The sequence below is a fragment of the Prevotella sp. ne3005 genome, from assembly GCF_900110085.1.
Classification (GTDB): domain Bacteria; phylum Bacteroidota; class Bacteroidia; order Bacteroidales; family Bacteroidaceae; genus Prevotella.
In genome coordinates this window covers 92,877-109,479 of the sequence record NZ_FOCK01000006.1, presented here as the reverse complement: position 1 = coordinate 109,479, position 16,603 = coordinate 92,877, and the positions used below count along the sequence as shown (strand labels likewise).

The window sequence follows — 16,603 nt, the reverse complement described above, 5'->3', positions numbered from 1 at the left end:
ATGGTAAGGATAGCAGAACTCATCAAACACCCTGAGCAGCTTGACCGTGATACGCTCTATGAGTTACGGTCGATACTGGCATTGTATCCTTACTACCAGACGGCTCGCCTGCTGATGCTTCAGAACCTGTTCTTGCTTCACGACCCCTCTTTCGACGAGGAACTGCGCCGTGCTGCAATCTATATCACAGACCGTCGTGTGCTCTTCGATATGATCGAGGCTGCCCACTACCGTCTGCGTCCTTCCAAACCGGTTGCTAGCCAGACTGCAGAGACCACTGCCCAGCCATCAGCTTCACGTACGATTTCCCTCATTGATAACTTCCTTGAGTCGATGCCTAAAGAAGAAGCACCAAAGGAAAAACGCAAGCCGACACCAGCTGATGCGGCCGTAGACTATGTGGCCTATCTGATGGAGAGCGAACCCGAGGGTGAGATGATGCCCGGAGAGATACCTCAGATGCCTGGTCAGGATCTGATAGATTCATTCATAAATAGTGACAAAGGTCGTATTGTGCTCAATGAAGGTCCATTGCTGGCTCCTGAAGATGAAAAAGTTGCGGAATTTGTAGAAAAAGACCCTGAAGAAGAGTATTTTACCGAGACTTTGGCAAGAATTTACATAAAACAAGGCAGATATTCGAAGGCTCTTGAAATTATTCAGCGATTAAGTTTGCAATTTCCGAAAAAAAATGCTTACTTTGCAGACCAAATACGATTTTTAGAGAAATTGATAATAAATAATAATAAAAAATATAGTTAAAAAAATGTACACATTATTTGTAATTCTTATCGTAATTGCAGCACTGCTGATGATTGGCATTGTGCTCATTCAGGAATCTAAGGGTGGCGGTCTCGCATCTCAATTCTCAGGCTACAACCAGATTGGTGGTGTGCGTAAGACCACAGACTTCATTGAGAAGGCTACCTGGTTTCTCGCTGCCTTCATGGTAGTCATCAGTGTTGCTTGTGCTTATGTGGCTCCGCAGGCCACTACTAACATCTCGGTGATGGAGAACTATCAGGCTCCTGCCACCAATCCTAACAACCTGCCAGGTTTCGGTGCCAGCCAGCAGAAAGAGGCTGCTCCCGCTGCTGAGGCTCCCGCAGCTCCTGCACAGCCCGCTCAGTAAGTATTAGGTTATTCCCTCATACAATTCAGGCTCTCAACCATTGTGGTCGGGAGCCTGATTGATTGAAGTCATATGGCTTGGAAACGGAAATATCGCTGTAAGGCTTGTGGTTACGAGGCCGAAATCTATGAGGGCCGTGGTTTGTTCCGTCAGCAGATCACAGCTATGACATGTCCCGATTGTAAGACCATCCAGAATATCGTCGTGGGTGGTATCATTGCTGATGTGGCTCCTTCTTATAGGAGTGAGGTGGGGCGCCTCTGTCTGCAATGTGGTAGCGATCGTATCCGTATCTGGGACATGAGAACCTGTCCGAAGTGTCAGGGCACGATGGAAGATACGGGCGAAAAAGAGTTCTGGACTTAGAAGAACCCCACCGAAAGACACGTCAGGAATTATAATCCCTTCATTATTTGATAAACTTCACTTTAGAAGCATCACGAGGTTTGGCATCTGGCTGTTCGTCGGGATAACCGATGGCGATGATGTAATTCAACTTGTAATCGGCAGGAATGTCAAGGCGGTCAAGGAAGAACTTGCATTTCTCATTTGACAGCAGGAAACGCACGGGACCTCCCAGGCAGCAAGTGCCTAGACCCATCGATTGCGCAGCCAGCATCATATTCTCGCCAAGCAGACCGGCATCCAACTCACCACCGCCGTTGGCTGGCGTGCAGACACAGATAATATTCGGGGCGTTACGGAACATGTTCTTGAAGCCCTTATCGCGTTTCACCTGTTCGGCATTCTCCTGCTTGTAAACCTCCGTTACATCGGCAATCAGTTTCTGGTCTTCCACCACGCGGACAATCCATGGCTGACGATTCACACCACTCGGCGCATTGATACCGGCACGAACGATAACCTCCAGCTTCTCATGCTCCACGGGTTTGTCGAGGTACTTGCGGATGGAGCGGCGTGCCATGATGCTGCTCAACACAGGATTCACCTCCATACAAATATCGGCCTCGATATCGCTCATTTTATCCGTCGGTTCGTAGCGCTTCAGAACCCGTCCGTCACGGGAAACAAGGAATTTGGTGAAGTTCCACTTGATGTCGCTCTTCTTGTCGTAACCGGCATCCTGCTTGCGGAGCATCTCATCCATAAACTTACCCCTTTGGTCGTTGACATCGAAACCGCTGAAGCCTTTCTGAGCCTTCAGCCATGTATAGAGGGGAGCCTCATTCGCACCGTTCACCTCGATCTTGTCGAATTGTGGGAACTGAATATCGAAGTTGATTGAGCAGAACTGGTGAATCTCCTGAATAGTGCCAGGAGCCTGTTGACCAAACTGGTTACAGGGGAAGTCCAGAATCTCCAACCCCTCACTGCGGTATTTCTCATACAAAGCCTCCAACTCCTTGTACTGAGGGGTGAATCCACAGCGGGTGGCGGTATTGACAATCAGAAGTACTTTCCCCTTGTATTCAGAGAGTGATACCTCCTGGTCTACATCATTTATTACCTTAAAATCATAAATACTTTGTGCCGAAAGAGTCAGCACACTTACCATTGCCATCAGGCAAAAAATCATTCTTCTCATAAGCATATCAGTTTAGTTCTTTTCTTTAAGTTATCATGTACTATAAGTATGTACGCTGGAGCCTTGGGCAGCGGGCAGGTAATTGATGCCCCACCAACACATCTGCAGGAGGATGAAGGATAGGATGAGCATCCCCAAGGCCAGACGGGACTTTTGCTGAGGCAACTGGCGGTAGTGGATGTAAATGAGGTAGGAAAACCAAGTGATGGCAGCCCAGGTCTCTTTAGGATCCCATGACCAATAATGCCCCCATGCCTCCTTTGCCCAGAGTGCGCCAAAGAGCATGCCAATGGTCATGAAGGCCAACCCCACGTAAACCAGATTGTCTGTAATCTCATATTCTTCATCGGAAACCTTTCCCTTTTTGAAGCACAGCAGATAGAGTGCCATCACTGTTGAAGCACCTAAGACGGCATAGGCGAACATATAGACGATGACATGAGGGGCAAACCAAGGGCTCTGCAAGGCAGGCATCAGCGTCTTGGAGTGAATCTCAGGCTTGAAGAGGTTCACACAGATAAACACCAGTGCCAGAACCGTTGAGAACGAGAGTATCCACTTATATTTCCAACGCGAATAGACGGTGATACCTGCCAACGGCAGGAAGAACGAGTACCAGAGGCGTGTCTCACCCATTGTACGCAAAGGCGGACGTTCCAACGATATCCACATCATCAGGATAAAGCTAAAGAATATGGCGAGTCCTGCGATGGTCGACATATAGGCCACTGCCGTCTTCTCTTTCCAGGCAGCCCAGGCCCCTATAGCCCAAAGTAGCATCGCGGCAATCGCAAAATATATAAACTCTTCCCAACTCATGATCTTTCCATTTTTACTTTTTCACCTTTTTCCCTTTCAAAAACATGCAAACAGCTCCGGCAAGCATCATGTAGATGCCCGTATAGACCAGGGGCAACCAAGGGTCGCTCACAAGTTCAAGTATGGAGATCTGACTCATGGCCCCCATCTTTGTGTCGTAGCCATATTGGTAGATCTTCCATCCATCCACCTCTACGGGCTTGTTGACATCGACGGTGGTCTCAATCTTCTTGCCACTCTTAGTCTGAATCTGTATCTCTGAGGCATACCGCTTGGGTGAGCCGTCATCATAGGTCTCCATGATAAACTGCTTCAGTTCTATGGTCAGAGGCATCTCGCGGATGGCTCCATTCTGGGCCATTGCCCGCCATTCTGGCTCGCCAACCATTGTAATCATCTTCAGTCGTTGCATATCGGCATTGCCTAGTGTGGCAGTGGTCATGGCGATGAACAAACCAAGGTGATTCAGCAAAAAGGGAATGTTATTTAGTCGTCGGAGTACAGTGACGCCGAGAATCACCGCCATATAGACATAGATAAGCACAAAGGGCCAGAAAACAAGCATGTTGTTCAGCCACGTGCCATTCTCCGTCTGTCGCGTCAGTCCCATAATAATCGTGAGTAATACAGCATACATCAGCGTGGGAATGGCTGCCTGATAGGTGCCTATGAAACGAAACGCATAAACTCGTTTCCGCAAGAGGAAAACGGTGGCAATCAGTGCCAGGAATCCAGCTAGCACGATTCCATTGACAGGCCACGCAAAGGTCTCCCACACTACAGGGCCGACACTCAGTTCCAGTATCAGTCCTGCAAAGATAAGGCCTCCTCCAATGATAAAGCCTTCTTTCATTGTCCAGGGTTTAGTCCACATCGGAATTCAAATAATGGACAAAGGTACTCATTTTCCCCCAAATTCCTCTGCAATTGTGGTAAACATTATGAAACTTTATGATTTCCCTTGTGTCGAAATCCATAGCACGGGCCAGTTGTAACAGCATTGTAACATCTGTGTAATAAAGGCGTAACAAAATACCATTACCTTTGTCGCATCATTAAAAAGACAAAGAAATGGAATTGATTATCAACATTTTCTCGCTTGTGGGTTCGCTGGCATTGTTCCTCTTCGGAATGAAGACGATGTCGGAGGGCCTTGAGAAGTTTGCGGGCGATCGCCTGCGTAGTATTTTGGCGGCAATGACCAAGAACCGCATAATGGGTGTCCTGACAGGTGTCCTGATTACGGCACTCATCCAGTCGTCGAGTGCAACGACGGTGATGGTGGTGAGTTTTGTGAATGCCGGATTGATGACGCTTGGCCAGAGTATCGGTGTCATCATGGGTGCCAACATCGGTACGACGGTGACGGCGTGGATTATCTCGGCTGTAGGTTTCAAAGTGGATATTGCAGCCTTCTCTATTCCTCTGCTGGCCATCGGTATGCCACTGATTTTCAGTGGAAAAGGTAACAGGAAAAGCTTTGGGGAATTCATCTTCGGCTTCTCGTTCTTGTTTATGGGCTTGGCCTTCCTTCAGGATGTAGCTACAGCCATGGGTATTGGCGATATGGTGGCGGGCATACTGGCGCATGTGCCGCAGAATTCGTTCTTCACAATCTTGCTGTTTATTGTGGTCGGTGCATTGGTGACAATGATTGTACAGTCATCATCTGCCGCAATGGCTATCACGCTGATGCTCTTCGGCATGAACATCCCCGGCTTTGGTTTCGAGCAGGCTGCAGCATTGGCCATGGGACAGAACATAGGTACTACCATTACGGCGTTTATGGCCTCGCTCACCGCCAACACACAGGCGCGTCGTGCCGCTCTCGCCCACATGTTCTTTAATGTGTTTGGCGTCGTGGCGTTCCTCATCGTATTCTATCCAGCATGTGATGCTGTCAGCTGGTTTGTCGACAATGTGATGGGTGGCGGCAACGACCTCTTCAAGCTGTCGGCCTTCCACACCGCCTTCAATATCATCAACACGCTGCTGCTCATCGGTTTCGTCCGTCAGATTGAGATGCTCGTGTGCCATGTGCTGCCGATGAAAGCTCAGGACGAGGATTATCGTTTGCGGTTCATCAGCGGTGGTCTGCTCTCCACAGCAGAACTCAGCATCATGGAGGCACAGAAAGAGATTCACCATTTCGCAGAGCGTTGCCAACGGATGTTTGGCTTCGTTCCAGAACTGATGCAGACGGAGGACGAGACGGAGTTCAACAAACTTTTCTCACGTATCGGGAAATACGAAAGCATCACCGACTCGATGGAAATGGAGATTGCCGCCTATCTGAACAAGGTGAGCGAGGGGCGCCTGTCGGATGCCTCGAAGGCTCAGATTCAGAAGATGTTGCGCCAGATAACGGAACTGGAGTCCATCGGCGACTCGGTGTATAACCTCGGTCGCACGCTGAACCGCCACCGCATGCATTGTCAGGATGCCTTTACGCCAGAGCAGACGCAACACATGCAGACGATGCTCGGCCTCGTAGAAGGCTCATTGGAAGAAATGATGAAGCGCATAGACCTAACAGCACCAAGAACTAACATCACGAAATCCATCAACATCGAGCATGAAATCAACAACTACCGCAAACAGCTACGCAACCAGAACCTGTATGACGTGAATGCCGGTCACTACAGCTATCAGCTCGGCGTGTTCTACATCGATTTCATCTCCGAGTGTGAGCATCTGGCAGACTACGTGATGAACGTGGTGCAGGCAGGCAAAGGTCTGAACAACGACTATGAAGACAGACCGAGGAATGGACAGGATTAAAACCTCGCAAGGGTAAAGCGTATGGTGAGCCCGCCGCCGGGTGTGAGTTGTGCAGTTGCCGTTCCTCCGTGGGCAGCAACTGCATTTTTCACGATGGCAAGGCCGAGACCTGTGCCGCCGAGTTTGCGCGAGCGACCTTTGTCAATGCGGTAGAAACGTTCGAAGAGGTGGTCGAGGTGTTGCGGTTCTACGCCAGGGCCATTGTCGCTAACCAGGAACTCATAGAAATGGCGGCCTTCGGATTCTGCCTCTTTGCAGACAATGGCGAGACGCGAGGCACCTGTCGCGTAAGATATGGCGTTGTCGATGAGGTTGCGGAAGATGCTGTAGATTAGGCTTGCATCGCCGAGGACTTCTATATGCTGGGGCACTTGAAGCGACGGGGTGATGCCTTTGTCGTGGAGTTGCAGGGCTGTATCGTCGAGGGCACTCTGAATGATTTGCAAGACGTTTACCTGATGGTAATTTTCACGTGAGTGGCTGTCATCCATTTCGTCCAATTTGGTGAGCGCGCTCATGTCTTGTAGCAGTTTGCTCATACGCTCGCTCTGAGCATAGCAGCGCTCCAGAAAATGTTTCTTCTTGTCTTCGGGCATGTCTGGATGGTCGAGGATGCTCTCCAGGTAACCATGAATGCTGGCGGCAGGTGTCTTCAGTTCGTGAGCGGCATTCTGCGTGAGTTGGCGCTTGATGCGCACCTTGTCTTCCTCTGAATGGCGCAGTTTCCAGTAAAGCATGATGATGGTGTGACTGATGTCGCCCAGCTCGTCATCGGGCAGACGGCGCTCCAGTTCGTGATCTAGTTCCTCGCCTTCTTCAGCCTTGACGGCGAATTCACGAAGATAACCGATATGGCGGCTGATACGACGGGTGCTCAGATAGAGCACGATGCCCAGCAACAGGGTCAGGGCAATGGCAAAGTAGATGTAGGTGTTGTCGGCCTGAAGCGAGCGTGTCAACTCGGCAGAGTAGGGCACGGCAGCACGCACAATGAGGTTGCCGAATCGAGTGGCAGAATAGAAATAGGTCTCGTGGGTGGATTGTGACAGACGCTTGATGTCGTAGCCGTTACCATCACGCAATGCCTGTTGAATCTCCGTTCGCTGCAGGTGATTGCCCAGTGAACCGGGATTGGCATCGTAACTGTCGAGAAGGACCCGCCCATTCCTGTCAATAATCGACACACGAAGCCCTTCCATGCTGTGCCGTCCTACATAGTCGCGAAACAGACGGCCATTGGTCAGACTATCCTCGCCCAGCGTCTGCACCATTTCATAGTTGTACATCTGAAGGCGTGAGTGCAGAATGTCAATCTTGTATTCCTTCTCGCGCTGGTATTGATACACGCTGAAGCAAACTGCAAAGAGCAGGAAAACGCCACCTATGCTAAGCAGCAGGTTGCGCTGAAAGGACTTACTTCTCAAAGTAGTAGCCATATCCGACACGTGTTTTAATTTGTTTGCCATAACGACCGATTTTCTTGCGCAGTCGGGTGATATTTACGTCTACCGTACGATCGAGCACCACTACATCCTGCGGCCAGCAATACTTCAGCAGATCCTCCCGCGAAAACACCCTACAGGGATGCTGGAGAAAGAACGACAACAGTTCAAACTCCAGTTTCGTGCATATCAGTTCCTCGCCATCGAGGGTAACGGTCTTCGCGTTTAGGTCGAGCGTAATGCTTTCATAGCAAATCCTGTTACCTGAAGTTGTAATGGGCATATCTTCTTGTTTGGGCAAAGTATGAGACGCCCGTCTGAGTACCGCTCTGACTCTGGCCATCACCTCCTTCATACTCAGCGGTTTAGCAATATAGTCATCTGCTCCGATGTTCAGTCCCTTCACTAGGCTGTCTTCGCCATCGAGCGCTGTGATGAAAATGATGGGAATCTGCGCTGTCGTTGGGTTATCCTTCAATTGCCGTGCCATCTGGAATCCCGACATCTCGCCCATCATCACATCCAGCAGAATCAGTGAAAACTCATGCAGAGGAAGCTGGAGCGCCTCTTCTGCCGAATTAGCCGTCATGACCTCAAATCCTTCAGTCTCCAGATTGTATTGCAGTATCTCACAGATATCCTGTTCGTCGTCTATAACAAGTATTTTCATAAATTACATAAACTTTTGGGTGCAAAGTTAGCAATTATTCCGAAAAAAATTGGTGGTTTGGAATGAAAAGTGTACTTTTGCACGCCGAAACTGTTATGCGACAAAGAGAAATACTTCAAGGCTTTCGCGACGGAATCCCCATAGCTTTGGGCTACTTTGCCGTCGCTTTCTCGCTGGGCATCATTGCCAAGCAGGCAGGCTTGTCGGCTGTTGTGGGCTTTGTAAGCAGTTTCTTTACCCGTGCCTCGGCTGGCGAATATGGCGTCTATACGTTGGTGGCTGCCCAGGCTGCCTATGCCGAGATTGTAATCATGTGTTTGGTGGTTAACCTGCGTTATATGCTGATGAGTGCGGCACTCTCGCAGAAGATTGCACCAGGCACGTCGTGGTTGCACAGAGTGCTGATGGCCAGCTGCGTTACCGATGAGGTTTTTGGTATCTCCATCGCCCGTCAACCTTATTGTAAGCCAGCTTACACCTATTCGGCAGCCCTTGTCTCTACATTGTTCTGGGCGTCGGGCTGTGCAGCAGGCATTGTGGCTGGCGGTATGCTGCCGGCTAACATCGTTGCCGCCCTTAGTGTGGCCCTTTATGGCATGTTTCTGGCCATTATTATGCCCCCTGCCCGTAACGACCGTCATGTGCTGTATGCCGTAGTGGCCAGTTTCGTGCTGAGTGGCATCTGTGCTGTAGCACCTGTGGTGAGCAGCTGGAGCGCTGGTACGAGAACCATCGTGCTCACCATTGTTATTTCGGCTGTGGCAGCCTGGTTGAAACCTATTAATACCAAGGAGGAGGCCCATGGATAACCGTAGCATCATTATCTGCATTCTGCTGGCTATCATCACCACCAATTTAATACGTGTGGTGCCCATGATGCTCATCAAAGGTGAGATAAGCAACCGTTTTGTGCGCAGTTTCCTGTATTATGTGCCCTACGTAACGCTGGCCGTCATGACCTTTCCCAGTATGATACAAACCACCATCTCGCCCCTCTCTGGCATCGTCGCCCTCGTAGTAGGAATCATCGCTGCCTGGCGCCGCTTAGGTCTTTTCCCCGTAGCCGCTATCTGCTGTGCCATCGTGTATCTGATGGATAGCGTGATGCAATGATGTGGAGGCCGTTAGGTAAGCTTAACGGTGCTCGCTGCTCTGTCACTTGTGGTTGTAGTACTTGATGAGTAGGGCGACTCCTGTGAAAGCAATGACAAATTCAATGGCAACAATAAAGATATACTGCATAATAGTAATGGTTTTATAAGTTAGGCGAAATGGCGCAGATCCAATTCTCTAAAGTATTAGAGCAACCAGAGGTCGAGCGATTGAGATTGCACGTCGGAGCATCTGGCTGTTCTCGATCTGCCTGACATTCATACTCTGGACACTGATGGTTTCAGCACCCAACTTGTCGGCTATCTCCTCAGCGATAGCCTGACAACTGTCGTACACGACGACGATTGATTCATGTTTCATAATCCCACAAAAATGTTTGTTTCTCCGCACGCCCTTACATCGAGGGTCGTTTGGCATGTTACCGAAAAAGGCTGGTCTTCAGACTTTCCTCCACTCCCAAGCGCCTTCTCACCCAAACGGGCAATGGCGTGTTTTTGCGAGAACAAAGCTGAAAGTAATCGAGCTTTGTCGAGCGTGAACGCTATCAAGCGAAGCTTAATGGCGTTTATGCTTGGGAGCCATAATGGAGTTTACTGCTGCGGGACAGTCGGGGATTCACACCCCAGTTCCCAATTAAGCACAGCTAAGTGCACCTTTACGGGCGACTCTTTCCAGAATCACAATGCAAAGGTACAATAAAGAAATGAAAAAGAACACTTTTGGAGACAAAAAAATCAGAATTTGTCAGTTTTTTCATAATTATTTGGTATTTCCCTATTTTCAAACAGGGAAATACCATTGACATCATTTCTTGAACTTTACTTGGAGTAGCCCCTGACTTTACTCCGAGTAAACTCCCACTTTACTCCGAGTAAAATACCGCTTTACTCCTTATGATGTATCTAACTAAAAATCAATCCATGTCAGTTTTCTCCAAAGACCCTCTAACGGTCCGCGAGTATGGCTGCTAAACCAATAACGGGCAAAGAGATACTGACAAACAACCATTCCACATCCAACCATGACGGCATAGGTAACACCTAAAAGCCGATAACAGGCAAGACCATAGCCGCAGAAGATGAAGCAGCCGATGATGGATTGGAGCAGGTAGTTGGTAAGACTCATACGCCCAAAGATACAGAGATGATGCAGCACTCGACGAACACCCTCGAAAGCATACCAAGCCGAGACGATGGCAGAGACAATCATCAATAGGATCAAGAAGTTGTAGATGGGCGTAAGCCAAGATTCAAGATTGCCAAAATCCACAAAACTCAATGCAAGGACTACGATGGCCGAGCTAATGAGGATGCTGTGCCATATCTTCAGATGTCTGCCCTCGTTGTAGAATAATCTCTGCCGTCCCAACTGCATGCCTAGGATAAAGAGGCAGAGCAACTGTGTCAGACGTCCGCTATAGACATTGAAGCGCAGATTCAACTCAAAACCGTATCGCAGGTTGGTGAGGGTGTTCTCCCAGAATGTACCATGCTCGTGTGTACTGATGACCTTGCCATACATTTCCCACAAGGTGCTGTGGTCGATTGTGGTGCCTGTCAGCAGATAATAAAGTTCTACTGGCTGTATGGCCAACAAGGCGATGATGCACCATACCCATTTTGACGGCAGATAGCTGACGGGGATGAGCAGCAGACCGTAACACGCATAAAGCATCAGAATGTCGCCATCGTAGAAGGCCACGTTGACAACGCCAAAGCAGAACAACAGGCACATGCGCCAAGCAAAGCGTAAGGAGAAATTCTTGCCTTTCTGCTGCTGGTTGTCGTTCATGATGAAAAAACTCAAGCCGAAGAGCATGGCGAAGATGCCATACATCTTGCCTGAGAGCAGCCAGGCCATAACATCGGCCACTGTCTCGTCGATTGTCAATGTATGGACTATCGGATCTTGCGTGAAGATGTCGAAGTGCTCTACTGAATGATACAGAATGATGCCAGCCACGGCGATACCTCGCAAGGCATCGGCCACATCGATTCGGGTGTTGGGGAGATTGCTAGTTTTATACATCTTTATTTATTCTATAGAATTGATTGCTTTCTGCAGTTCTTCCAGGAATCGGGCGGCGTGTGAGCCATCCATTTGGGCGTGATGGAACTGGAAGGAGATGGGCAAAGTCACTTTGAACCAATGCTTGCGATATCTGCCCCATGCCAGGAAGGGATTGGTGTAGATGCCGCTGTACTGGTTGACGATGCTGTCGAGCTCTGTGCCAGTCACAGCCGACGTGCCGACTATCACAGCCTCATCGTCAAGGATGTCCTGACAGGTCTGGCAGATGGTCTCTGTCAGATGCAGGTAATTGGCATTAAACGCTTCCAGATCATCGCTGACGGCAACGTCGCAGAAACTGAGTCCCCCCTTTACATTATCCACTATCATGTTGATAGCCATACGATCATATTTGTACAGCTTTCCGTTCTGGGGCAACATGTAAAACTCCTCTATGCTTGATGCAGCCTTGCCGATGCACCAGCAGAGCAGCATGTTGAATTTCATACCGCGCCTACGACTCACCTTACACAGTCGCGTTACGTCGAAGGTCTTGGTAAGTGTCACCATCGGCATGGGCGATTTCATCCACAGTTCGAATGCAATGGCCCGATTCGTATCCTTGGGATTAATTTCCTGCTTCATCTTATTATTTGTTTTCGACTGCAAAGTTACGAATTGTTGTCGAAACAACCAAACATTTGGGATATTCTGTATCGATTTGTGACGAATGGATTTATAGTACTTTCTTTACACCAGGAATCATCCGAAGTAGCCAGGTAAGCCCGAAGGATGCGATGGTGCTGGCTATGCCGATGAACATGAACTTACCGAATGCGCCCATCCAGATACCGTCAACTGCATTCTGCAAAGCTATCATCAGTAATAGATGGAAGATGTAGGCTCCATAAGCCTGAGCGGCGCACCACTGCCAGAATTTGTTGTTCCAATTTCCATACTCGCGGAACAGCCAGAGCAATCCGAAACAAATAAAGACACAGAGTAACGACTCGTAGATGCCGAACCACTGAGCTACAAAGTTGTTCCACTCACCGCCATCACGCAGATATATGCCTAATGCCAGCAAACATCCTATCAAAAGCGACAGAATTCCTGTAGCTTTGGAAATTCTCTCAAGCCAATGAAAGCGACTGGCCAGAATGCCGACGACGAACATCATCACGTATTGCAGATAATGAGCTGGTTCCATCGGCAGAGGGATGATGCCAAAGGGCCATATCCAATGATCCTGCGGACTGACCAAACGGATCAGATAACTGCCAACACCCATGACGCCACCAAATGAAATAGCCGGAGATTAGGAAGAACAGTCCCATGAAGAAGGCGGCATTTACTGAGAAGAAATGCCATATCCAAGGCATCACCTCAGCTGGATTACTGGGTGTATAGGCCCAGGCTCCACCATCACCGTATGCCTGACCTGCATGGTGGAATATCACCAGCACCGTCAGGCATACTTTCAGATTGTCCAGATATAAAAGTCGTCTCATTAATTTGTCTGTGAAAGTGTGAAATGGAGCGGTTTATCAAAATGTCGACGAGAATAATAAGTGACGGATGGATGCTTCAGATCCATCACCATTGTCCATAATGTACCACCTACGATGGCACCTTTCTCTGGAAGCTGTGTTACCGATGCGATAGCCTTTGTCAGCTGCTCTTCATTCATCACACCGCCAGTCTTTTGGTATTGCTCCATCAGTTTCTCGTGACGATGGTCTCCCTCATGAAGTCCCACTTCGAACTTTTCTTTGCACAGATAGTGGTTCGTCACAAAGGGCGAGTCTGTTACCACCATTTTATTATCTACATATTCCACAGCCACACTTCTGCCCGTAGCATCAGCCATTGAGAGATGATAGGCAGAACCTGGGTCAGAGTTCATGTCGATACCACGAAGCAGCTCCAGTGCTTCTTTTACATTGGCTGCATTTTTAAGTAGATATTGTACGGCTGAAGTGGTAGTAAGGTCAGGCTTGGGGGTATCCTGCTTGGTCACCACCTTGTCACCAGCATCGAGCACAGCAATAGCGAGACCTTTCTCATTGATACCGTCCAGTGCCATGAACAAGCTTGCCAATGCCATGAATTGGTTCTGGAAACCTTCTGGCTTGTAATTCTCACCGAAGCCAAAGAAATCGGTTGAGAAGGTTGTGATAGATTCATAGCCATCGTCAGATGTGGTATGCAGAATCATAGCTGTGCCATAAGGGAAATCGAAGTTGCGGGCCATCATGACGCCACCATCAGGAGTGCTAACAGTCAACGTAGAGCAGCCTACTGGCATGAGCGGGCAGTCAATCTCGGCAGTCTTGAAATGCCCTTTTGACAAGAAGTCTGTGATATAATTGGCCAGAACGTTGATATTCGCGCAGCCGCCTCGTTTCATCAGTTCGTCAAAGCCGTCGTCGCCCTCGTACTCCATGTAATACATACCTTCGTCGAGTTTCTCACACGACATGGCTCCCTTTATCAGCGAACCAAACTCCATCCAAACTAACACGCCAGCTACGACAAATAGCCCCAGAATGCTGAACAGCGCGATTTTTAATGCTTTCTTCATTGTTTATTATTGATTGATTTGATGTCTGTTAGACGCTACAAAATTACATAAAGTTGCGGAATGCACCAAATATTTGGGATATACGGCGTAAAAATGTGATGAATGGCTAATTATTACCCATTCGCTGCTGCTCGGCTTTACCGGCACCAGTGCCCTTGTACTTGCTCTTCGAGGCGTTGAAGGTGTAGCGGATAGAGATGTCCAGACGGTGGCTACGGCTTCGTGTTTTCTGCACAGTGTAGAAGAAACCACAATCATGAGCCATATCCTGTACGCTACGCTGGAACACATCGTTGATGCTGGCACGCAGGCACAGGGCATCATTCTTCAACCAGCACTTCTGTACCACAAAACTGACATTATACGAAGGTGAGAGAATACGGAAGTTCAGTACATCACCCTTTGTCTGGATGTTGGCATTGGCCTCCAACTGCCAGCTGTGCTTAAAGCGGAAGGTGTTGTAGATGTCGAAGAAGAAGATGGGCTTAGTAAAGGTCACATCCGTCTTGCCTGTGGCGCTACGAGGATCGTCGTAGGTCATCGTGTTCCAAAACTTCTGCCCGCCAATGGTCCAGCTTGGGCTATATACACCCCAAGTGGGATTGGCCGAAAGGAAGATGGCCAGATTACGAACGGGATCGGACAAGTTAGCCTGCTTCATCAGCATGATACCCTCGTTGTTATAGGCCATTGGCACCTGTGTAATAGTGTTATCACGACGTTCGTAGGCAGCAAACAGGTTGATCCACTTCCAACGGGCATTGATGCTCACCTCCTGCATAGTGGCATTCTTGAGTTTCGAGTCGCCCTGCGACAGGGTATAAGAGTTCAGATAGTAAATATGGTCGTTCAGTGAGCTGTACTTCGGACGCACGGTTTTCATAGTGTAGCTCAGCGAGGTCTGGATGGCTCCAAACTGCTTTGACCATGTGATATTGGGGAAGAACTCATCCTGATAGCGCGTCATATTGTTCTCGGCATCCAGGTTGTCCGTATAGTCGAAACCCACATGCTCGTAACGCAGTCCGGCACTTACGGTACCATATTTATCCAAGTTGGCATTGTAAGCTACAAAAGCAGCCACGTTGTTCTCCTTAACATCCGCATCAGTAGAGGGGAGAGGATAGTTAGTAATCGACGTACAGCTCTGTCGCTTTACGAAACTCATCTCCGTTCCAGCCTGCAACTGTCCCTTCCACACAGGATAGCTCAACACCAGTTTGGTAGCCCAAAGTCGCGATGATATATGCGAGTTCTGTTGCATGGTCTGGGTTTCAGGCAAATACACATCTATCTGGTTGTCGTCATTCTCCTTATCCGTCAGGAAATCCACGTTCAGGTCGATGTTCAGTTTACCCACCTGACCGTTATAATAGGCATTGCCCTGCCAGTTATAGGGGTAGTGTGTATGACCACCCTGATGCGAAAGGTCGCGGCCAGTGAGGTTGTTTTCAGTATCCACCCACATGTCATTATACGTTTTAAACTGGTCGTGGCGTTCCACTCTGGCACCCAGCGAGTGCTTGTCGTTAATCTGCCAGTTAAAGCCCAGGTTGTAGTTCAGACCCTCTCCATGCCAGTCGTTACGCATGTGGCTGTCCTGAAGAATATTCCTGATGCCTTCATCGGCCCGGAGGAATGTGGATTGCGTAATATGCAGGTCGTTAGGACTATCCCACGACCAGTAGTTCACCATACCAAACAGGTCCAGATTGTTGCGGCGATAACGCAGGTTCAGCGTGCTACTGGGATCGCTGAAGCCAAATGCTAAGTCCTGATTGTTGGCAGCCATCAGGTCGAAGCCGAAACCAGCCCCCTCACGACGAACAGTCTTGATACGTACCACTGCCGAAATGGTGGCATCGTACTCTGCACCAGGATTGGTAATCACCTCTACGCTCTGAATCTCCTCCGAACGGAGTCGTTTCAGTTCGTCCTTATCTCGCATCTTTCTTCCGTTGATATAAAAGACAGGTGTACCCTTACCCAGCACTTCCAGGTCTTCGCCCTTCAGCGTCATGCCTGGTACCTTGGCCAGCATTTCCTTAGCAGTACCCGATTGACCTAAGATTGTACCCTGAATGGTGGTTATCATCGAGTTGCCCGTCAACTTGGTTTTAGGCATCTGTCCCTTTACCACAATCTCACTGAGCATCGCCTGGTCTTCCTCCATCTGGATGGTGCCTATTTCCGAACTATTCACGTTCACATACTTGGTGCGATATCCGATGTACGAGAATCGCAGAATGCAGCAGGCGTCGGTAGTAATAATCTGGAAGATACCATCCGCATCGCTCGTTGCACCTTGTATATAAGTAGAGTCGGATGCGAGCAGTGCCACACTCACAAATGGCAAGGGTTCACCCTGCGCGTCAATTACTCGTCCACCAACATCCTCGGTCTTAGCCTCGGCTGATAAACACATCATCATTGCAGCTATCAAAGCTACCATTTTCAAACTGATCTTTTTCATTTTTCAAATTTTTAAATGTTTTGCCAGTTTGAC

18 protein-coding genes and 1 riboswitch are annotated in these 16,603 nt (G+C 48.9%); of the genes, 6 read left to right on the top strand and 12 right to left on the bottom strand.

What is annotated here, in order from left to right; all coding sequences use genetic code 11:
• From BMY16_RS10155 to BMY16_RS10145, 3 genes are all read left to right on the top strand, one after another.
• Positions 1-762: a tetratricopeptide repeat protein gene (locus BMY16_RS10155; protein WP_091842178.1), complete on the top strand. Its 762-nt coding sequence runs from the start codon at positions 1-3 to the stop codon at positions 760-762.
• Positions 763-766: 4 nt separating this feature from the next.
• Positions 767-1,132 (top strand): preprotein translocase subunit SecG, encoded by a 366-nt coding sequence (secG, locus tag BMY16_RS10150; RefSeq protein ID WP_091842176.1) that lies wholly within the window; start codon positions 767-769, stop codon positions 1,130-1,132.
• Positions 1,133-1,204: 72 nt separating this feature from the next.
• Positions 1,205-1,498 carry a hypothetical protein gene (locus BMY16_RS10145; RefSeq protein WP_091842175.1) on the top strand — a complete coding sequence of 98 codons (294 nt, stop codon included), beginning with the start codon at positions 1,205-1,207 and terminating at the stop codon, positions 1,496-1,498.
• Positions 1,499-1,541: 43 nt separating this feature from the next.
• Here the strand turns inward: BMY16_RS10145 and BMY16_RS16055 are convergent, their stop codons facing one another.
• Genes BMY16_RS16055 through BMY16_RS10130 form a run of 3 tightly spaced genes read right to left on the bottom strand, consistent with a single transcriptional unit; the run spans position 1,542 to position 4,350 of the window.
• Positions 1,542-2,678, bottom strand: a complete 1,137-nt coding sequence (locus BMY16_RS16055) for a nitroreductase family protein (RefSeq protein ID WP_411267778.1) — start codon at positions 2,676-2,678, stop codon at positions 1,542-1,544.
• A 33-nt stretch (positions 2,679-2,711) separates the two neighbouring features.
• Positions 2,712-3,497, bottom strand: a complete 786-nt coding sequence (ccsA, locus tag BMY16_RS10135; protein WP_091842173.1) for a cytochrome c biogenesis protein CcsA — start codon at positions 3,495-3,497, stop codon at positions 2,712-2,714.
• Between the two features lie 13 nt (positions 3,498-3,510).
• Positions 3,511-4,350 carry a cytochrome c biogenesis ResB family protein gene (locus tag BMY16_RS10130; RefSeq protein ID WP_317614782.1) on the bottom strand — a complete coding sequence of 280 codons (840 nt, stop codon included), beginning with the start codon at positions 4,348-4,350 and terminating at the stop codon, positions 3,511-3,513.
• 218 nt (positions 4,351-4,568) lie between these two features.
• Between BMY16_RS10130 and BMY16_RS10125 the strand changes: the two genes are divergently transcribed.
• Positions 4,569-6,278 carry a Na/Pi cotransporter family protein gene (locus tag BMY16_RS10125; RefSeq protein ID WP_091842170.1) on the top strand — a complete coding sequence of 570 codons (1,710 nt, stop codon included), beginning with the start codon at positions 4,569-4,571 and terminating at the stop codon, positions 6,276-6,278.
• Here BMY16_RS10125 and BMY16_RS10120 read toward each other — a convergent pair.
• A complete protein-coding gene (locus tag BMY16_RS10120; RefSeq protein ID WP_091842169.1) occupies positions 6,275-7,744 on the bottom strand; it encodes a sensor histidine kinase in 1,470 nt (489 codons plus the stop codon). The genes BMY16_RS10125 and BMY16_RS10120 overlap by 4 nt on opposite strands.
• Complete coding sequence (locus BMY16_RS10115) at positions 7,692-8,390, bottom strand: response regulator (protein ID WP_170836082.1); 699 nt, start codon at positions 8,388-8,390, stop codon at positions 7,692-7,694. Before BMY16_RS10115 ends, BMY16_RS10120 begins: the two co-directional genes overlap by 53 nt.
• A gap of 95 nt (positions 8,391-8,485) precedes the next feature.
• Between BMY16_RS10115 and BMY16_RS10110 the strand changes: the two genes are divergently transcribed.
• The gene (locus BMY16_RS10110; protein WP_244513024.1) at positions 8,486-9,199 is read left to right on the top strand and encodes an AzlC family ABC transporter permease; all 714 of its coding nucleotides are present in this window, start codon (positions 8,486-8,488) and stop codon (positions 9,197-9,199) included.
• Positions 9,192-9,503: an AzlD domain-containing protein gene (locus BMY16_RS10105; RefSeq protein WP_091842167.1), complete on the top strand. Its 312-nt coding sequence runs from the start codon at positions 9,192-9,194 to the stop codon at positions 9,501-9,503. Before BMY16_RS10110 ends, BMY16_RS10105 begins: the two co-directional genes overlap by 8 nt.
• Positions 9,504-9,680: 177 nt before the next feature.
• Here the strand turns inward: BMY16_RS10105 and BMY16_RS10100 are convergent, their stop codons facing one another.
• The 7 genes from BMY16_RS10100 to BMY16_RS10070 form a co-directional block, all read right to left on the bottom strand.
• A complete protein-coding gene (locus BMY16_RS10100) occupies positions 9,681-9,863 on the bottom strand; it encodes a hypothetical protein (protein ID WP_091842165.1) in 183 nt (60 codons plus the stop codon).
• A gap of 51 nt (positions 9,864-9,914) precedes the next feature.
• Positions 9,915-10,175, bottom strand: a riboswitch (cobalamin riboswitch).
• A gap of 234 nt (positions 10,176-10,409) precedes the next feature.
• Positions 10,410-11,531 (bottom strand): DUF418 domain-containing protein, encoded by a 1,122-nt coding sequence (locus BMY16_RS10095; RefSeq protein WP_091842164.1) that lies wholly within the window; start codon positions 11,529-11,531, stop codon positions 10,410-10,412.
• A 6-nt stretch (positions 11,532-11,537) separates the two neighbouring features.
• The gene (locus tag BMY16_RS10090) at positions 11,538-12,158 is read right to left on the bottom strand and encodes a CatA-like O-acetyltransferase, family 2 (protein ID WP_091842162.1); all 621 of its coding nucleotides are present in this window, start codon (positions 12,156-12,158) and stop codon (positions 11,538-11,540) included.
• Between the two features lie 91 nt (positions 12,159-12,249).
• On the bottom strand, positions 12,250-12,723 hold the full coding sequence (locus BMY16_RS10085) for an acyltransferase family protein (RefSeq protein WP_170836081.1): 474 nt from the start codon (positions 12,721-12,723) through the stop codon (positions 12,250-12,252).
• A complete protein-coding gene (locus BMY16_RS10080; RefSeq protein WP_091842450.1) occupies positions 12,647-13,024 on the bottom strand; it encodes an acyltransferase family protein in 378 nt (125 codons plus the stop codon). The genes BMY16_RS10085 and BMY16_RS10080 overlap by 77 nt, the downstream gene beginning before the upstream one ends.
• Positions 13,024-14,097 carry a linear amide C-N hydrolase gene (locus tag BMY16_RS10075; RefSeq protein WP_091842158.1) on the bottom strand — a complete coding sequence of 358 codons (1,074 nt, stop codon included), beginning with the start codon at positions 14,095-14,097 and terminating at the stop codon, positions 13,024-13,026. Before BMY16_RS10075 ends, BMY16_RS10080 begins: the two co-directional genes overlap by 1 nt.
• 106 nt (positions 14,098-14,203) lie before the next feature.
• Complete coding sequence (locus BMY16_RS10070; protein ID WP_091842157.1) at positions 14,204-16,570, bottom strand: outer membrane beta-barrel family protein; 2,367 nt, start codon at positions 16,568-16,570, stop codon at positions 14,204-14,206.
• Positions 16,571-16,603 lie beyond the last annotated feature (33 nt).